This window comes from Streptomyces sp. Wb2n-11 (assembly GCF_001049855.1).
Taxonomy (GTDB): domain Bacteria; phylum Actinomycetota; class Actinomycetes; order Streptomycetales; family Streptomycetaceae; genus Streptomyces; species Streptomyces altiplanensis.
In genome coordinates this window covers 6,988,118-7,004,935 of the sequence record NZ_CVPB01000001.1, presented here as the reverse complement: position 1 = coordinate 7,004,935, position 16,818 = coordinate 6,988,118, and the positions used below count along the sequence as shown (strand labels likewise).

At 72.6% G+C, this 16,818-nt stretch carries 16 protein-coding genes and 1 pseudogene; 5 read left to right on the top strand and 12 right to left on the bottom strand.

The genetic code is table 11. The features are described 5' to 3' along the window. Positions 1-56: 56 nt before the first annotated feature. The 8 genes from BN1555_RS31900 to BN1555_RS31865 all read right to left on the bottom strand — a co-directional run bounded on the left by BN1555_RS31900 (position 57) and on the right by BN1555_RS31865 (position 8,277). Positions 57-1,319 (bottom strand): glycosyltransferase, encoded by a 1,263-nt coding sequence (locus tag BN1555_RS31900; RefSeq protein ID WP_093802634.1) that lies wholly within the window; start codon positions 1,317-1,319, stop codon positions 57-59. After that, complete coding sequence (locus tag BN1555_RS31895) at positions 1,316-2,281, bottom strand: glycosyltransferase (protein WP_093802633.1); 966 nt, start codon at positions 2,279-2,281, stop codon at positions 1,316-1,318. The genes BN1555_RS31900 and BN1555_RS31895 overlap by 4 nt, the downstream gene beginning before the upstream one ends. Beyond that, positions 2,278-3,375, bottom strand: coding sequence for a glycosyltransferase family 9 protein (locus BN1555_RS31890; RefSeq protein ID WP_093802631.1), 1,098 nt, complete (start codon positions 3,373-3,375; stop codon positions 2,278-2,280). Before BN1555_RS31890 ends, BN1555_RS31895 begins: the two co-directional genes overlap by 4 nt. Next, complete coding sequence (locus tag BN1555_RS31885) at positions 3,372-4,019, bottom strand: D-glycero-alpha-D-manno-heptose-1,7-bisphosphate 7-phosphatase (protein ID WP_093803794.1); 648 nt, start codon at positions 4,017-4,019, stop codon at positions 3,372-3,374. Before BN1555_RS31885 ends, BN1555_RS31890 begins: the two co-directional genes overlap by 4 nt. A 23-nt stretch (positions 4,020-4,042) precedes the next feature. Next, positions 4,043-5,134 (bottom strand): glycosyltransferase family 2 protein, encoded by a 1,092-nt coding sequence (locus tag BN1555_RS31880; RefSeq protein ID WP_093802630.1) that lies wholly within the window; start codon positions 5,132-5,134, stop codon positions 4,043-4,045. Next, positions 5,131-6,804: a carbamoyltransferase family protein gene (locus BN1555_RS31875; protein ID WP_093802629.1), complete on the bottom strand. Its 1,674-nt coding sequence runs from the start codon at positions 6,802-6,804 to the stop codon at positions 5,131-5,133. Before BN1555_RS31875 ends, BN1555_RS31880 begins: the two co-directional genes overlap by 4 nt. Positions 6,805-6,882: 78 nt before the next feature. Continuing rightward, complete coding sequence (locus BN1555_RS31870) at positions 6,883-7,845, bottom strand: NAD-dependent epimerase/dehydratase family protein (protein WP_093802627.1); 963 nt, start codon at positions 7,843-7,845, stop codon at positions 6,883-6,885. A gap of 126 nt (positions 7,846-7,971) precedes the next feature. Then, complete coding sequence (locus BN1555_RS31865; RefSeq protein WP_093802626.1) at positions 7,972-8,277, bottom strand: hypothetical protein; 306 nt, start codon at positions 8,275-8,277, stop codon at positions 7,972-7,974. A gap of 85 nt (positions 8,278-8,362) precedes the next feature. Here BN1555_RS31865 and BN1555_RS31860 point away from each other — a divergent pair. Both BN1555_RS31860 and BN1555_RS31855 read left to right on the top strand, forming a co-directional pair. Next, a pseudogene (locus tag BN1555_RS31860) lies at positions 8,363-8,808 on the top strand (DUF6098 family protein). A gap of 85 nt (positions 8,809-8,893) precedes the next feature. Further along, positions 8,894-9,085 (top strand): DUF2795 domain-containing protein, encoded by a 192-nt coding sequence (locus BN1555_RS31855; protein ID WP_093802625.1) that lies wholly within the window; start codon positions 8,894-8,896, stop codon positions 9,083-9,085. A 76-nt stretch (positions 9,086-9,161) separates the two neighbouring features. On the opposite strand, the gene BN1555_RS31850 is transcribed toward BN1555_RS31855, so the two are convergent. Continuing rightward, positions 9,162-9,689: a hypothetical protein gene (locus BN1555_RS31850; RefSeq protein WP_093802624.1), complete on the bottom strand. Its 528-nt coding sequence runs from the start codon at positions 9,687-9,689 to the stop codon at positions 9,162-9,164. Between the two features lie 229 nt (positions 9,690-9,918). Here BN1555_RS31850 and BN1555_RS31845 point away from each other — a divergent pair, with 229 nt between their 5' ends. Continuing rightward, positions 9,919-10,482, top strand: coding sequence for a hemerythrin domain-containing protein (locus tag BN1555_RS31845; protein WP_093802623.1), 564 nt, complete (start codon positions 9,919-9,921; stop codon positions 10,480-10,482). A 584-nt stretch (positions 10,483-11,066) separates the two neighbouring features. Here BN1555_RS31845 and BN1555_RS31840 read toward each other — a convergent pair. Both BN1555_RS31840 and BN1555_RS31835 read right to left on the bottom strand, forming a co-directional pair. Further along, positions 11,067-11,483, bottom strand: a complete 417-nt coding sequence (locus BN1555_RS31840; RefSeq protein WP_176710196.1) for a CBS domain-containing protein — start codon at positions 11,481-11,483, stop codon at positions 11,067-11,069. 183 nt (positions 11,484-11,666) lie between these two features. Next, positions 11,667-12,077: a four-helix bundle copper-binding protein gene (locus BN1555_RS31835; RefSeq protein ID WP_093802620.1), complete on the bottom strand. Its 411-nt coding sequence runs from the start codon at positions 12,075-12,077 to the stop codon at positions 11,667-11,669. Positions 12,078-12,251: 174 nt separating this feature from the next. On the opposite strand from BN1555_RS31835, the gene BN1555_RS31830 reads away from it, so the two are divergent. Next, entirely contained in the window at positions 12,252-13,232 is a 981-nt protein-coding gene (locus tag BN1555_RS31830; RefSeq protein WP_093802619.1) for a TIGR03557 family F420-dependent LLM class oxidoreductase, read from the top strand. An 88-nt stretch (positions 13,233-13,320) separates the two neighbouring features. Here BN1555_RS31830 and BN1555_RS31825 read toward each other — a convergent pair whose 3' ends face one another. Continuing rightward, the gene (locus BN1555_RS31825; RefSeq protein ID WP_093802618.1) at positions 13,321-15,543 is read right to left on the bottom strand and encodes an NADP-dependent isocitrate dehydrogenase; all 2,223 of its coding nucleotides are present in this window, start codon (positions 15,541-15,543) and stop codon (positions 13,321-13,323) included. A 236-nt stretch (positions 15,544-15,779) separates the two neighbouring features. On the opposite strand from BN1555_RS31825, the gene BN1555_RS31820 reads away from it, so the two are divergent. Then, positions 15,780-16,805, top strand: a complete 1,026-nt coding sequence (locus tag BN1555_RS31820) for a LacI family DNA-binding transcriptional regulator (RefSeq protein ID WP_093802617.1) — start codon at positions 15,780-15,782, stop codon at positions 16,803-16,805. The last annotated feature ends 13 nt before the right edge of the window (positions 16,806-16,818 follow it).

Genomic DNA, 16,818 nt, shown 5'->3' with positions numbered 1-16,818 from the left:
CCTTCGGACATCGGTGCTGCGCGGTTGGCGGTCGGGAACGCTGTGGTGCGGGTGCGTCAGATCACTCCCGTCACGACAGGCTGCGGGGTGAGCACCTCGCCGTACACGGACTCGGTGGCCGCCGCGATCCGCGGCCAGCCGTAACGGCTCAGGACACGGCGGCGCCCGGCCTCCCCGCACGCCCGGCGCGTCGCGGGGTCGGCGAGGAGTTCGCCGACGACGCGGGCGAGGGCCCCGGGGTCGCCGGGCGGCACCAGCCGTCCGGTGGCCGGGTCGGCGACGGTGTCCAGCTGTCCGCCCACCGCGCTGGCGACGACCGGCCTGCCGCAGGCCATCGCCTCCAGCGGCGCGATGCCGAACGGCTCGTAGTCGGCCGGGCACAGCACCACGTCGGCGCTCCGCAGCAGCGGCGCCACGTCCTCGCTGGGGACGCCGCCCGTGAAGCGGACACGGTCGGCCACTCCGGCCTCGCGTGCGATGTCGCGCAGCCGGCGCACCTCGGGGTCGTCGTCGATCCGGGCCGCCGTCGGGCCGCCGACCACCAGGAGTTCCGTGTCGGGCAGTTCGGCCAGCGCGGTGACGGAGACCGCGGCGCCCTTGCGGGGAACCATGCGGCCCACCTGGATCAGCCGGTGCCGGTGGGCACCGTCCCGGTCGGCGGCCGGTCCGTACGGGGTGAACTGGTCGGTGTCCACGCCGCACGGCACGACGGCGACCTTGCCGGCGGGGATTCCCATCCTGGTCAGTTCGAGGACCTCGTCACGGCAGGTGGCGACGATCCGGTCGCAGCCCAGGCCCACCTCCCGCTCGCAGCCGAGCCGCGCCGGCGGGCTGGTGTCGGCGAGCCTCTGGTGGCGTCGCTTCACCGTTCCGAGCGCGTGGTACGTGTGCAGGAGCGGCAGCCGCAGTTCGCGCGTCGCGTGGAGCGAGGCGAGTCCCGACATCCAGAAGTGCGAGTGGACGAGGTCGGGCGGCCGGATCTGCCACTCCCTGGCCAGGTAGCGGCCGAACGCCAGCATGTGCGGCAGGAGTTCGTCCTTGGGGATCCGTTCGGGCGGGCCCGCGGGTACGTGGTGCACCTCGACGCCCGCTCGCAGTGGCACCCGGTCCGGCAGGTCGCGCGCGTCCCGCCGGGTGTAGACGGTGACACTGTGACCTCGGTCGGCGAGTGCGCCCGCAAGGCGCGCGACATGGACGTTCTGCCCGCCCGCGTCCACCCCGCCCAGAGCGGCGAGCGGGCTCGCGTGCTCCGACACGAGGGCGATCGACAGGGCGGCGGGGTTGCCGGCACCGGTGCTGATGGGGCTGAGGGATGTCATGAGCGCACCTCCGTCATCACGCGCTCCCAGTCGTTCAGGAAGCGCTTGAGCCCGTACCGTTCGAGGGCCGCCTGGCGGCCGCGCGCGCCGTCCTCCGCGGCGGCCTCCGGCTCCTCCAGGTAGCGCCGGGCGGCCCGCGCCAGTACGTCGGGCCGGGTGGACAGCGTTCCGGCTCCGGGCGGGACCGCCTCGACGGCTTCGGTGGTGGCGAGCGCCACCACCGGCATGCCCAGGTGCATGGCCTCCAGCAGGGACAGGCCCAGCGACGTCCAGCGCACCGGGTGCAGGTACATCCGGCGCTCCGCCAGGGCCGCGTGCAGTTCGCTCTGGGGCAGGTCCGCGGTGTGGCACCGGTCGTCGGGTATGCCCAGGTGCTCCGCCAACCCCTCGGTGCGCATGCCGAAGACGTCCAGCGGCGCCGCCTCGGACAGGGCGGGCAGCAGGTCCGTACCGGTGTAGCGGCCGCGCCGGACCGGTTCGTTGACCACGACGGCCGCGCGCGGGAGCCAGCCGGTGTACTGGTGCCCCGGGTCGACGATGCCGTGCTCGATCACCTCGGTGCGGGTGGAGCCGTTGTCCCAGAACAGCCGGTTGAAGTGGGTGACGTGGACGAGCGTCAGGTCCTCGCGGTCCGCGAACGGGTGCCGGGTGTCCGGGACGTCGCCGTCCGGCGCGTTGTGCTCCAGGTAGACGGCGGGCACGTCACGGCCGGGCCGGCGTCCGCCCAGCCAGCGTTCGGCGAGTCCGAGTTCGTGCGGCCGCTGGAGGACGACGAGGTCGACCTGCGTCCCGCGCAGTTCCTCGGGCGTCGTCTCCCGCACCGAGTCGGGCCAGGAGAACGTACGGGCCCGGCCGAGCCCGTCGGGATCGCGGCCGGGTGTGACCGGAACGAGATAGGTGTGGGGTCCCTGGACGAACGCCGTGGTCCAGGAGCCGTGTACGTGCCACAGCAGGATGTTCATGCCCTCGCTCCTCGTTCCGTTTCGGATACGCCGCCCGGTACGGCCGGGCGGTCCGCTTCGGCCCCCGCTCCGGCCCCCGTGCGGTCGCCGAGCGCGGCCACGGCGGCGATCACCTCGGCGTCGCCGATCCCGTCGAGGCAGGGGTGTCCCGGGGACGGGCAACGCCGGGCCCTGCTTCCGGCGCAGGGCGCGCTCTGGTCGCCGAGCAGCACGTGCGGTACGCCGTACGGGCCCCAGCGTTCGGCCGGCACCACCGGGGCGAACAGTGAGGCGACCGGCGTCCCCACCGCGGCGGCGAGGTGTGCGGGCCCGGTGTTGCCGACCACCGCGACCCGTGCCCCGGCCAGGACTCCCGCCAGCTGGTGCAGGTCGGTGGCCCCGCCGAGGTCGAGGGCGTGGTGTCCGGCGACTTCCGCGGTCAGGTCCCTCTCCGCCCGGCCGCCGGTCACCACGACGCGGTACCCCTCGGCACAGAGCGCGGCGGCGGCCCGCGCCGCCCGTGCGGGGCTCCAGGCGCGGGCCGGTACCGCGGCGCCGGGGTGGAGTACGACGTACGGCCCGGGGCCGGTGAGGTGCGCGGTGTCGGGCGGAGGGGAGATGCGCAGCGTTCCGTCGTCGCCTGGCGGCAGCGCGAAGCCGGCGTCCTGGGCCAGGTCGAGCGCGGCCTGGGCCTCGTGGCGGTGGGGCAGCCGGTGGTGGCGCAGGTCGAGGAGGGCTCCCGGATAGTCCTCGCTGTCGGCCGCCGTCCAGCCGACGCCGGCGAGTTTCAGCAGCAGCGCGGCCGGGAGCGGGCTCTGGTGGTACGAGACGAGCACCAGGGCGCGGTCGAACCGGCCGGCGGACAGGGTGTTCAGCAGTTCACGGGTCGCCCCGCGCGTCACCGGCGCCGGTTCGATCCCCACCCAGGGGGCGTCGTACACCAGCACCTCGTCCACACCGGGGAGGAGCCCCGCCGCCTGGGCGCCCAGCGGTCCGCACAGCAGGGCGGTGTGCGAGGAGCCGGCCGCCACGGCCCGGACGGCGGGTCCGGCCAGCAGTACGTCGCCGGCGCTGTCCAGGCGGACGACGAGCGTCCGGGGAGCGGGAGAAGTCATCGCGGGCCTCCCGCCGTCCGGTCGGCGGCGTCGGCGCGCAGCGCCAGCCGTACCGCCTGGAGCAGGTCGGCGGCCGTCTCGGCGGACGCCTCGGTCTCCTCGGGCCGGGTGACCGGGGTCGGCACCAGCACCCCGCGCGCGCCGGCCGCGCGAGCGGCCTCCACATCGGCCCCGATGTCCCCGATGACGACGGTGCGGGCGGCGCGGACCCCGAGCCGTTCGCAGGCGGCCAGCACCAGGCCGGGCGCGGGTTTGCGGCAGCCGCAGCCGTCGTCCGGCCCGTGCGGGCAGACCGCCCAGAGCGCGAACGGGCCGAGCAGGGTCTCCACCCGCTGCCGCACGGCCTCGACCTGACGTCGCGTCAGCAGACCGCGTGCCACGCCCGACTGGTTGCTGACCACGCCCACCGGGATCCCGAGGGAGCGTACGGCGGCGACGGCCTCCCGCGCCGACGGCATGAGCTCGACCCGCGCCGGGTCGCCGTTGTAGGGCACGTCGGCCACGAGCGTGCCGTCGCGGTCGAAGAGGACCGCCTCCGGGAGGGCGCCGCCCGCGTCCTTCCGTGCCGGCGGCGTGTCCCGGCGGCCCTCCGCCGGCCCCTCGAACAGCCAGGGGCCGGCCGCGGGGTCCGAAGGGCCCGTCATGGGCCGGGCCGTGGGATGGCAGGTCATGGCCGCACCCGCTCCTGGACCGGCTCGCGCGGTGCGCTGGGCGGCGCCGCGGCCTCGTACGGGCCGAGCGGCAGCACCCGGCGGTGGGTGACCTGGCCGCGCAGCCAGTGCCAGGTGGCGGCGGGCGGAATGAGCACGCTGGTCAGCGCCATGGAGACGATCTCGTCCCGGGTCCGGGGTCCCGGCGCGATCCGCGCCCGGGCGAATTCGGCGGTGCCCGCCAGCCATCCGGCGGCGCAGGCCGCTGCCGTTCCGCGCCGTCCGAGAGCGGCGCAGGCCAGAGCCGCCGCCGCGGCCGCGGTCACCACGAGGTGGCGGGGCAGGCGCCCCCGTGGCGCGTCCGCCCGGTTCCACCAGTCCCGGCCGTGCCGCCGGGTCATCAGCACGTCGTCGGCGTTGCCCGCCTGGAGGCGTACGGAGATCCAGCGGCCGGCCGGCCGTACCGGGTGCGTGGTGACGCGGTTTCCGGCGGTCACCGCCCAGCCCGCCGCCAGTACCCGCAGGGCGAGGTCGGTGTCCTCCCGGAAGGCACGGCGGAACCGTTCGTCGAACCCGCCGACGGCTTCGAGCGCCTCCCGGCGGTACGCCATGTCGGCGGTGATCCACCGGGCGGTGGCCAGACCGGCGGTGTTGCGTTCCCAGTCGGTGGGACGGCGGCCCGCGGGGAGCGGCACCACGATGCGGGCGGTGACGGCGGCGGTCCGGCAGGTCGCCGCGGCGAGGTCCGCGGCGAGGTCGTCGGCCCAGGTGGGCCCCGGCACGACGTCGTCGTCGAGGAAGACCGCCCACGGCACCGGACCGGCTTCGCGCCAGCCCCGGTTGCGCGCCGCGGCCGGCCCCCGCGCGTGGCCGGCCACCACGGTGGTCACGGGCCACAGAGCCTCCGGAACGTCGACCGGGAGGGGCGTGCCGCCGGGCTCGGGACGGTCGTCGACGAGTACCACCCGCACCGGCCGGGGGCCGGCCGCGTCGGCCAGTGCCCGCAGGCACACGCTCAGGCCGGGGCGTCCGAGCGTGGGAATCACCACGGCGTACTCGGGCGGCGCGCTCTCCCGCCCGGCCGCTGCCTCCTGTCCGTGGGGCGTCATCGCGCCGCCCCGTCGTCGTAGGTGTCCGACGAGTGGAAGAAAGCACCGCGCCGGATCGCGTACGGGCCGATGGCCAGCAGGTCGACGGGCGAGGACCCGAAGCACTCCAGCGCGTCGCGCGGGTCGTCCACCATGGGCCTGCCCGCCGTGTTGAGGCTGGTGTTGACGACCACGGGCAGGCCGGTGAGCCGCTCGAACTCGCCGAGCATCCGGGCGACCAGCGGCTCGCGCACCGGGTCCACGGTCTGGATGCGGGCGGTCCCGTCGACGTGGACGACGGCCGGGATGCGGCTGCGCCAGGTCTCGGTGACGTCGTGGACGAACAGCATGTACGGGCTGGGCATCGGACCGTCGAAGATCTCCGGGGCGCGGTCGGCCAGCACCATGGGCGCGACCGGCCGGAACTGCTCGCGGCCCTTGACGTCGTTGAGCCGTTCCAGATTGCCCGCGTGACCGGGGTGGGCCAGCAGCGAGCGGTGGCCGAGCGCCCGGGGCCCGTACTCCGAACGTCCCTGGAACCAGGCCACGATCTGGTTGTCCGCCAGGGCCCGGGCCACGGTCGCGGCGATGTCCGCCGGCCGGTCGAAGGGCACGGCCGCCGTCTTCAGCCAGGCTCCGAGCTCCGCCTCCGACCAGTCCCGGCCGAGGTCCGCGCCGGCCATGGGCTCCGGCTCGTCCCCGCCGCCCGCGGCGAGCAGCAGGGCGCTGCCCAGCGCGGTGCCCGCGTCACCGGCGGCGGGCTGCACCCACACGCGCGAGAAGGGTCCTTCGCGGGCGATGCGGGAGTTGGCGACGCAGTTGAGCGCGACGCCGCCGGCCAGGGTCAGGACGCTGTCGTGCGTCTGCCCGTGCAGCCAGCGCGCGAGATCCAGCAGGGTCTCCTCCAGGGCGGCCTGGGCGCTGGCCGCCACGTCCGCGTGGTCCTGGGTCCACGCCTCGTCCGGGCCCCGGGGCGCGCAGAGTTCGTGCCAGGGCACCGCCGCGGCGCGGAAACCGCCGTCACCGGTGGGATACACGTGGCGGCGCAGTTCGGGGAGCATGCGCGGGGTGCCGTGCGAGGCGAGGGCCATGACCTTGAACTCGTCACTGGAACGCAGGAACCCGAGGTGCTCGGTGAGCTCCTCGTAGACCAGCCCCAGCGAATGCGGCAGGTCCTGCGCGCACAGCGCCTCCAGCCGTCCCCGGATCCGGCGCGCGGCCAGGTGCGAGGCGCGTTCCCCGCGGCCGTCGAGGACCAGTACCGAAGAGGTCTCCGCGCCGGGGGCGGCGAACGCGCTCGAAGCGGCGTGTGCCATGTGGTGCGGTACGAAGCGGACGATGCCCGGGTCCAGGCCCGGCAGGGCCGTCTCGAGGAAGCCGGGGACCTCACGGGCGTACGTCAGCCGGAGGTGGTCCCAGGGGTCGTCCAGGCCCATCTCCTCGGCGGGCCTGGCGAGCTCCGGGTCGAAGGAGTACGCCACCGCGTCGAGGTCCTGCGGGCGCAGGTTCGCCCGCTTCAGGCACCAGGCGGCGGCTTTCTCGGGCAGTTCCCAGGCGGAGAAGGGCACCGGCCGCTTTCCGTGCTTGCGGCGGGAGAACCGCTCCTCCTCCGCCGCGGCGACGGTCCGGCCGTCGATGACGAGGGCGGCGGCGGGGTCGTGGAAGAGTGCGTTGATTCCGAGGATGCGCATGGGGTCCCAGGCCTTTCGGCGAATCGGGGCGAAGCCGGGCCGCGCCGGAGGGCGCGGCCGGGAGGGCGTTCGGCCGGATCAGCTGTCCGTGTGGGCGCGATACCAGGCGATGGTGCGCCGCAGGCCCTCTTCGGCACTCACGCGCGGTTCCCATTCGAGCTTGTCCTGGGCCAGCGTGATGTCGGGGCAGCGCACGGCGGGGTCGTCCGTCGGCCGTTCGATGAAGCGGATCTCGGAACTCGATCCGGTGAGCTCGATGACGAGCCCCGCCAGTTCGAGCATGGTGAGCTCGGCGGGGTTGCCGATGTTGACCGGGCCGCGCATCCCGTGGGCCGCCGCCGCGAGGATGCCGCGCACGGTGTCGTCGACGTAGCACAGCGAGCGTGTCTGGAGGCCGTCACCGGTGACGGTGAGGGGCTCGCCGGCCAGGGCCTGGCGGATGAACGTCGGTACGGCGCGGCCGTCGTAGCCGCGCATCCGGGGGCCGTAGGTGTTGAACAGCCGCACGATGCCGGTGTCGGTGCCGTGGGCGTCGGCCTGGGCGGTGGTCAGCGCCTCGCCGAAGCGCTTCGCCTCGTCGTACACGCTGCGCGGCCCGACCGGGTTCACGTTGCCCCAGTACCGCTCGTTCTGCGGGTGCTGCTGCGGGTCGCCGTAGACCTCGGAGGTGGAGGCGAGCAGGAAGCGGGCCCCGGCGCCGTGGGCGAGTGCCAGGGCGTTGCGCGTACCGAGGCTGCCGGCCTCCATCGTGTGCAGGGGCAGCCGCAGGTAGTCGGCGGGGGACGCCGGGGACGCGAAGTGCAGTACGAGGTCGGGCGGCCGGTCCACGGTGAACGGATCCGAGACGTTGGCCTGCACCAGCGTGAATCCGGGGCGGTCGAGCAGCGCGGTCATGTTCTCGGGCCGGCCGGTACTGAAATCGTCCACGCAGGTGACGGCGGTGCCCGCGTCCAGAAGCGCGGTGCACAGGTGCGAGCCGACGAAACCCGCGCCGCCGGTGACGACGGCGTGTTCCCAGCGGCGCGGGAGAGCGGTGTTCATTTCAATCTCCTCCGGACTGAGCGATCAGGCCTCCGATCAGAGTCAGCCCCAGAGGAGCAAGCGGCACGGTGATGTAGAGCATTCGAGTGACGTACGGACAGTGAGGGGCCGCGGCCGGCGGTTTCCTCAGGGCCGCGGGTTGGTCCGGTGCCACTTGGGGCGGGCGTCGCTTCCCCGCCGCCCGGCGACGGACGCGCACCGCGGGCACACCCGCTGGACGCGGTCCGCTGCGCCTCCGGATTCCGGGAGGATGTCGGGCCAGGCGACGTGCGCGAAGCGCCCCAGCCGGGAGCGGCTGAGGGACAGGCCGCACACCGTCTGGTTCATTCCGTGCTCCCAGGCGTGCACCTCACCGGCGGGGAGCCGACGGCCGTCCTCCTCGTCCACCCACTGTCCGGAAGCCGCAACTGCATATCGTGTGCTTGCTGCCATGGATTACCGGTTACCCCTTTGAGCACATGAATGCCTACGGTTCTCAGTGGGTGAAAAGCGCACGTGTCGAGGAGTGAGCACTGGCATGAATACCGCGGACGAGCTGCCTGTTCTGCGTACGCTCGATGACCTGACCGATCTCGTCGGGCGGAACGACCGGCTGTACGTACGCTGGTCACGCGGCCCGGCGATCGACCTGAAGTCGGTGTCGAGCCGGGACGACCTCACGGGTGTTCCCATGCCGGGACTGTCCGCGAACTCCCTGGGTGTCGAGTCGTGGTGGGGGACCGGCCGGTGAGGGTGTGGGTGGCCCGCCGGCTGTACGACTACTCGCATCTGCCGCGCGAGAAGGGTCCGGGCGTGCGTCCCTGGGCGCTGCGCGGGGAGGAGACGGGCCGGGGGCCGGACAACGAGCCGCTGGTCCGGGACGTCCAGCCGGTCGGCTGGATCGACGCACGCGTGATCGAAGAGGCTGCCGCGGAAGTCGCCCGGCAGGAGGGCGTCTGGGGCCCTCTCCGGCGCGAGGCCTAGCCGGATACCGCGCGCTGTGCTCCATCGCGGTGACAGCTTCGGCACCGGGTATGCGCACGCGGGGACCGGGGGCATGTATCGGCCCATGAAGGTGAACCCGATCGAAATGCAGAAGTCCCTCGGCGGCGTGAACTACCCCGCTTCCAAGAAGGACATCGTCGAAACGGCGAAGAAGAGCGGCGCCGACCCGGAGATCAAGAAAGCGCTCGACGCCCTGCCGGAGAAGGAGTACGACTCCCCCGCGGCCGTCAGCAGGGAAGTCAGCAAGGAATCCTGACCTCGCCGGACCGGGTTCCAGGTACCTCGGCCGGCCCATGTGGCCCGGGCTTCAGGCGGTGGCGCCGGCCCGGGCCTCAGACCGTCAGCGCCGGTCCCGGCTTCAGACGGTCGAGGAGCAGGCCGTGGTGGAGCTCGGCCACGGGCGCGAGGAGATCGGGGTGGCGCAGGAGCGCGGCGGCCCGCCGGTCCCGTACGTCGGGCGTGACCAGGCGCCGGAACTCGACGGGCGAGCCCTCCGTGTGCCGGGACCCGGCGAGCGCGGTCACCGCGGCCTCGGCCAGTCCCGGGGCGCTGAGCAGGCAGGCCGCCCAGCTCGCCACGATCTCGTCGACCCACGTACGCCACGCGTAACCGTCCGGATCATCGGCCGCGGCACCGTCCGCACCCGTGATCCAGTCGAGCCGGGCAGAGCCTCCGGGCCCCGCGACCGAGACCAGCGCGGCGTCCATCGGCGTCGGGTAGCGGAGCCAGGCCGCGACCGTCACGGCCTGCCGTGCCTGTACCTCGCAAAGAGCGGAGTCCATTACTCCGCCGTCCGACGGATAGGCGCGGGTCAGCCACTGAGCGGTCGCCGCTATCAGCGGGGAGAGATCTGCAGGCACTGCCGGGCCGTCCGAATTCGCGAGGGAGAGGACTCCGGAACGCTACCCGCCGGATTTCTCCGGGGAAATGATGCGGGTCACGGCAAGGCAGTGGCCTGCGCCACACCACCGGTGCGCCGCGCTCTCAAGGGCGGCAATGCACCGGGCGGTGGCGGAGAAGTTTCACCGTCGTCCGGACGGGCTTCCGGAAGACCGGAAAATTACGGAAACCGCACAGAGGAGCAACACCATGGGACACGGCGGAGACGTCATCGCGGAATTGATGACCGACCATCAGGAAGTGGAGGAGCTGTTCGCCAATATCGAGGAACTCCCGTCCGGCGACAGCCGGCGGAAGATGTACGCCGACCAGGCCACCATGGAATTGGTCCGGCACTCGGTCGCGGAGGAGGCGTACCTCTACCCGGCGGTCCGCGAGCACGTTCCGAACGGTGACGCACTCGCGGACCGGGAGCTGGAGGACCACGCCGCCGCGGAGCGCACCATGAAGGACCTGGAGAGCTGCGAGGCGGAAGACCCGCAGTTCGACATGCTGGTCGGCAAGCTGATGACGGAGATCAGGACGCACATCATGGACGAGGAGAACAACCTCTTCCCCCGGCTGCGCGAATCCTGCTCCGCCGAGGCGCTGAACGACCTGGGCGACAAGGTCCGGCAGGCCAAGAAGTCGGCGCCGACCCGCCCGCACCCCTCCGCTCCCGACAAGCCGCCGGCGAACAAACTGCTCGCCCCCGGGGTCGGGCTCGTGGACCGGATGCGCGACGCGCTGTCCGGCCGGGGCAAGGAGTCCTGAAGACCGCACCCGGCGCTTCCACCGAAGCGCCTGCACCCCGAACGCCCGGGCCGGACGCCGACGGACGACGCGGCCGGCCCGGGCGTGCGGGGTGCCGTCCAGCACCGTGGCGGCGTTCCCGGTGGGATGAACGCGGTACCCGCGCACGGCTGTACGGACCGGGCCGCCACGCACAGAGGTCTGGGGCCTGTGGGAAGCAGCGCCGGTGGGAAGGGACGGGAGACGAAGTCGTACTCCCGGGCCGGCCCGGCCGCCGGAGCGGTGAGGACGAGCGGTGACGATGACGTCAGGCGGGCCCTCCCGGCGCGTCAGGGCGGCCGTCGCAGGGCGGTCACCGCGTGATGCCGCCCTCCTCGCCGGTGTGCGCGAGGAGGACACCGCTCGCGCGGCCGCTGAAGCGCGCAGCACCGGTCGGTTCCCGGCGGGCACGAGACACGCACCCGCCGGGTCCCCGGCGAACGGACGATCGGTGAAGGCGTCGACGACGCCGGTTCGCACGCCCGAACCGCAGCGAGGCCGGTTCCGGGCCCCACCGAGTCCGCTCTCGGGTCTTGAGCAGGTGGATCCTCCGGGCAGCCGCCGGGTCAGTCCGTGGAGAGGGCTTCGAGGAGGTCGCCGACCTGCGGGTCGGGCAGAGCACGGGCGACATCGGCCTGGGCGACGATGCCGACGAGGTCGTGGCCGTCGATCACGGGCAGCCGCCGGACCTTGTGCGAGGTCATCGTGCGCAGGATCTCACCGGCGTCGTCGTCGGCACCGATCGTCACCGCCTCCCCCTGCGCGAGCTCCCCCGCGTTGGTCTTGGCGGGGTCCTTGCCGGCTCCCAGGACCTTCACCACGATGTCGCGGTCGGTCAGCATGCCCTTGAGCTTGTTGTCGGTCCCGCAGATCGGCAGGGCGCCCACGCCCAGCTCGGTCATCTTCCGGGCCGCGGTCAGCACCGTCTCGTCCGCGCCGATGCACTCGGTACCGGCAGTCATGATCTCTCTGGCAGTTGTCACGTCTCGTCTTCCTGTCTTCGTCGCGGAGGGAGCCGTCCGGGGCTTCGCCACCCCGGGCCGGCTCCCTCACACTTCCTACGCCCGCCCCGGGCGGCCGCCAAAGCGCCACGGCGTCGCCGCACCGGCATCATCCGATTGCCCGGTTCCTGACGCCGGTCACGCGGCCGCCGATCACGCCGCTCGTCAGCCCAGGGAGGCGATCAGGTCGTTGCAGGCCTGCTCGCAGCGGCGACAGGCCTCGGCGCAGACGCGGCAGTGGTCGTGCATGCCGGCGTGGCTTTCGCACTCGTCGGCGCACGCCTGGCACACCGCCGCGCATGCCTGGAGCTGGGCGCGGGTGATGTTGGCGTCGTAACCGGTGTGGCGGGAGAGCACGCGGCCGGTGGTCTGGCAGATGTCGGCGCAGTCCAGGTCGGTGCGGACGCACTTGGCCAGCTCGGCGACCTTCTCCTCCGACAGGCAGGCGTCCGCGCACGCGGTACACGCCTGAGCGCAGGCGATGCACTCCTCGATGCAGCGCGTCAGTCTGTCGCGGTCCACGCCGCCCAGGTCGGCCGGGTAGGCACTCAGCATGTCCTTGACCACTGTGTTCATCGTCCACCTCCGTTGAAAGGCCCGCGGTGCCGGTCGCTCCGCGCGGCCGTCTTCGTCGCCCTGCTACGCGTAACACCCGGTGGGGCCCCTCAAACCGCTGGAACCGTTACGCCGCCGACCGAGGGGTACCTCTGCGCGGACAAACGGTTGGTACGTGCGGAAAAGAGGGAGTACATGAAAATTGGCTACAAGCTCGCCGCCGAGGCGTTCGGCCCGGCGGAACTGGTGCGGCAGGCGGTCCTGGCGGAGCAGGCCGGCTTCGACTTCGTCGAGATCAGCGACCACTACCACCCCTGGCTCGACAACCAGGGCCACTCGCCGTTCGCCTGGACCGTGCTGGGCAGCATCGCGGCGAAGACGTCGCGGATCGGGCTGGCGACCGGCGTGACGTGTCCGACCGTGCGCTACCACCCGGCGATCATCGCCCAGGCCGCCGCCACCCTCGCCCTGATGTCGGACGGCCGCTTCGTCCTCGGCGTCGGCTCGGGCGAACGGCTGAACGAACACGTCGTCGGCCGGGGCTTCCCGGACGCCGTCAGCACGCGGCACGAGATGCTCAGGGAAGCCCTGGAGATCATCCGGCTGCTGTGGCGCGGCGGTTACCAGTCGTACGACGGGAAGCACCTGCGGCTCGAGGACGCCCGGGTGTTCGACCTGCCGGAGGAACTGCCGCTGATCGCGGTCGCCGCGAGCGGGCGGGAGTCGACACGGATCGCCGCGGAGCTGGGCGACGGCCTGTTCGCCACCGAGGACAAACCGCAGATCGTCCAGCAGTACCGGGACGCGGGCGGCAGCGGCCCGCGCTACGCGGAGGTCCCGATGGCCTGGGCGCCCGACGAGCGCACCGCGGCGAAGGCCGCCCTGGAGACGTCGCGCTGGGCCGTGACCGGGTGGAAGGTCATGAGCGAACTGCCCAACCCGGTCAATTTCGACGCGGCGACCACGACCGTGCGCGAGGACGACATCCTCGGGAAGTTCGCGTGCGGCACGGACCCCGCCCGGTACGTCGAGGTGGCGCAGCAGTTCGTCGACGCGGGCTTCGACAGGCTGGTCATGCAGAACGCCGGGCCCGATCCCGACGGCTTCATCGACTTCTACCAGCGCGAACTCGGCAGCCGTATCCAGCAGCTCAGGCCCAGCGGTTCACCTGCCTGAGCCCCGTGAGGACAGGGCCGCCCCGGCCGACGCGGGGCGTCGACCGGGGCGGGACAGGACCGGAACGGTCCGCAGTGGCGCTGTCGCGTCAGGCGAGGGTCGCGATGGCCTGGTTGAAGGTCTTCGACGGACGCATCACGGCCTCGGCCTTGGCCGCGTCGGGCCGGTAGTAGCCACCGATGTCGGCCGGCGAGCCCTGCACCGCGATCAGCTCGTCGACGATGGTCCGCTCCTGCTCGGCCAGCGTCTTGGCGAGAGCGGCGAACGCCTCGGCGAGCTGCGTGTCCTCGGTCTGCTTCGCCAGCTCCTGCGCCCAGTACAGCGACAGGTAGAAGTGGCTGCCGCGGTTGTCGATGCCACCGAGGCGGCGGCTCGGCGACTTGTCCTCCTCCAGGAAGGTCGCCGTCGCGCGGTCGAGGGTGTCGGCGAGCACCTGGGCGCGCGCGTTGCCCGTGGACTGCGCGAGGTGCTCGAAGCTGACGGCGAGCGCGAGGAACTCGCCCAGGCTGTCCCAGCGCAGGTAGTTCTCCTTGACGAGCTGCTGGACGTGCTTGGGCGCGGAGCCGCCGGCGCCGGTCTCGAACAGGCCGCCGCCGTTCATGAGCGGGACGATCGAGAGCATCTTCGCACTCGTGCCGAGCTCGAGGATCGGGAACAGGTCGGTCAGGTAGTCGCGCAGGACGTTGCCGGTGACGGAGATGGTGTCCTCGCCGCGGCGGATGCGCTCCAGGGAGAACGCGGTCGCCTCGACCGGGGACATGATCTCGATCCGGAGGCCCTCGGTGTCGTGCTCGGCGAGGTACGTGCGGACCTTGGCGATCAGCTGCGCGTCGTGCGCGCGGGTCTCGTCGAGCCAGAAGACGGCCGGGACGCCGGTCGCGCGGGCGCGGGTGACGGCGAGCTTGACCCAGTCCTGGATCGGCAGGTCCTTGGTCTGGCACATGCGGAAGATGTCGCCCGCGCCGACGGCCTGCTCGAGGACGGCGTTGCCGGCCGCGTCGACGACCCGGACCGTGCCCGTGGCCGGGATCTCGAAGGTCTTGTCGTGGCTGCCGTACTCCTCGGCCTTCTGCGCCATCAGACCGACGTTCGGCACCGAGCCCATCGTCGACGGGTCGAACGCGCCGTTCGCGCGGCAGTCGTCGATGACGACCTGGTAGATGCCGGCGTAGCTGCTGTCCGGAAGGACCGCGAGGGTGTCGGCCTCCTGGCCGTCCGGGCCCCACATGTGGCCGGAGGTGCGGATCATGGCCGGCATGGAGGCGTCGACGATGACGTCGCTCGGTACGTGCAGGTTGGTGATGCCCTTGTCCGAGTCGACCATCGCGAGGGCCGGGCCCTCGGCGAGCTCGGCCTCGAAGGACGCCTTGATCTCGGCGCCGACGTCCGGCAGGGAGTCCAGGCCCTTGAGGATGCCGCCGAGGCCGTCGTTGGGCGACAGACCGGCGGCGGCGAGCGCCTCGCCGTACTGCGCGAAGGTCTTCGGGAAGAAGGCGCGCACCACGTGGCCGAAGATGATCGGGTCGGAGACCTTCATCATCGTGGCCTTCAGGTGCACGGAGAACAGGATGCCCTCGGCCTTGGCGCGGGCGACCTGCGCCGCGAAGAACTCGCGCAGGGCCGCGACGCGCATGACGGCCGCGTCGACGACCTCGCCCGCCAGAACGGGCACCGACTCGCGCAGGACGGTCGTGGTGCCGTCGTCTCCCACGAGCTCGATGCGCAGGGAGCCCGCCTCGGAGATGACGGCGGACTTCTCGGTGGAGCGGAAGTCGTCGTTGTCCATGTGCGCGACGTTGGTCTTCGAGTCGGCCGTCCACGCGCCCATGCGGTGCGGGTGCGCCTTGGCGTAGTTCTTGACCGACGCGGGGGCGCGGCGGTCGGAGTTGCCCTCGCGCAGTACGGGGTTGACGGCGCTGCCCTTGACCTTGTCGTAGCGCGCGCGGACGTCCTTGTCCTCGTCGGTCTTCGGGTCGTCCGGGTAGTCCGGCAGCGCGTAGCCCTGCTCCTGGAGCTCGGCGATGGCGGCCTTCAGCTGCGGGATCGAGGCCGAGATGTTCGGAAGCTTGATGATGTTCGCGCCGGGCGTCTTGGCCAGTTCACCGAGCTCGGCGAGCGCGTCCTCGATGCGCTGGCTCTCCTTGAGGTGCTCGGGGAAGCTGGCGATGATGCGCCCCGCCAGCGAGATGTCACGGCTCTCCACCGTGACCCCGGCCGTCGAGGCGTAGGCCTCGACCACAGGCAAGAACGAATACGTCGCCAGGGCCGGGGCCTCGTCGGTGTGTGTGTAGATGATGGTCGAGTCAGTCACCGGGTGCTCCGCTCCACGTCTGCAACATTGCTTGACATCAAGATATCTCTTGACCGTCCCCCTCTCGACAGGGCCCTGCCCCGACATCGGGGCAGAAACCCGCCACCTCGCGAGGAACGCACCGACGAATGCGATCAACTGGTTGGGGAGGGAGTGCTTCCGGTGATTCGATGTGCCTGTCCCCCTGCCAACAGGTGACCCGGGGACCGGAATATCGCTCCTGGAGGTCGCGCGCGATGGTGGCGAAAGGACGCACGGGCCCGCCCACGCTCGAGGAAGTGGCCGCGTTCGCGGGCGTCGGGCGGGGCACGGTGTCCCGTGTCATCAACAACGCGCCCGGGGTGAAGACAGAGACACGGCTGGTGGTCGAGCAGGCGATAGCCGAGCTGGGCTACGTCCCCAACCACGCCGCCCGTGCGCTGGCCGGCAGCCGTACCGACGCGGTGGCGCTGGTGATCACGGAGACCGAGCGGCGCTTCTTCGCGGAGCCGTTCTTCTCCGAGATCGTCCACGCGGTCGGCGCGGGGCTGGCCGAGACCGAGATCCAGCTGCTCCTCACGCTGGTGCGCACCGACAAGGAACGGCAGCGGTTCGTGCAGTACGCGCGGGCCGGCCGGGTGGACGGGGTGCTGCTGGTGTCCGTGCACGGCAGCGACCCGCTCCCCGACATGCTCGCCGAGCTGGAACTGCCGACCGTGCTCAGCGGCCGGCGCTCCAGCGACGAGGCCGTGTCGTACGTCGACTCCGACAACGTCGGCGGCGCCCGGTCGGCGGTGCGCTATCTGGCGGATTCGGGACGGCGCGCCATCGCCACGGTAACCGGCCCGCCGGACATGTACGTCGCGCAGTGCCGGCTCCGCGGCTACCAGGAGGCGATGCGGCAGTCCTTCGGCGAGGTGGACCCGTCGTGGATCGCGCAGGGCGACTTCACCGAGGAGAGCGGACGCCGGGCGATGGCCGAGCTCCTGCACCGCCACCCGGACCTCGACGCGGTGTTCGCCGCCTCCGACATCATGGCCGCGGGTGCCCTGCACACCCTGCGCGCGGCGGGCCGCCGGGTGCCCGAGGACGTGGCCGTCGTGGGGTTCGACGACTCCCCCCTCGCCCAGCACACCGATCCGCAGCTCACCACCGTGCGCCAGCCGGTGGAGGAGATGGGCCGCGCCATGGCACGGGTGCTGCTGGAGGACATCGAGGCGCCGAGCGCGGCCTGGCGTCACGTCATCCTGCGCACCAAGCTGGTGCGGCGCGCGTCGGCCTGAGCGGGAACCCGCG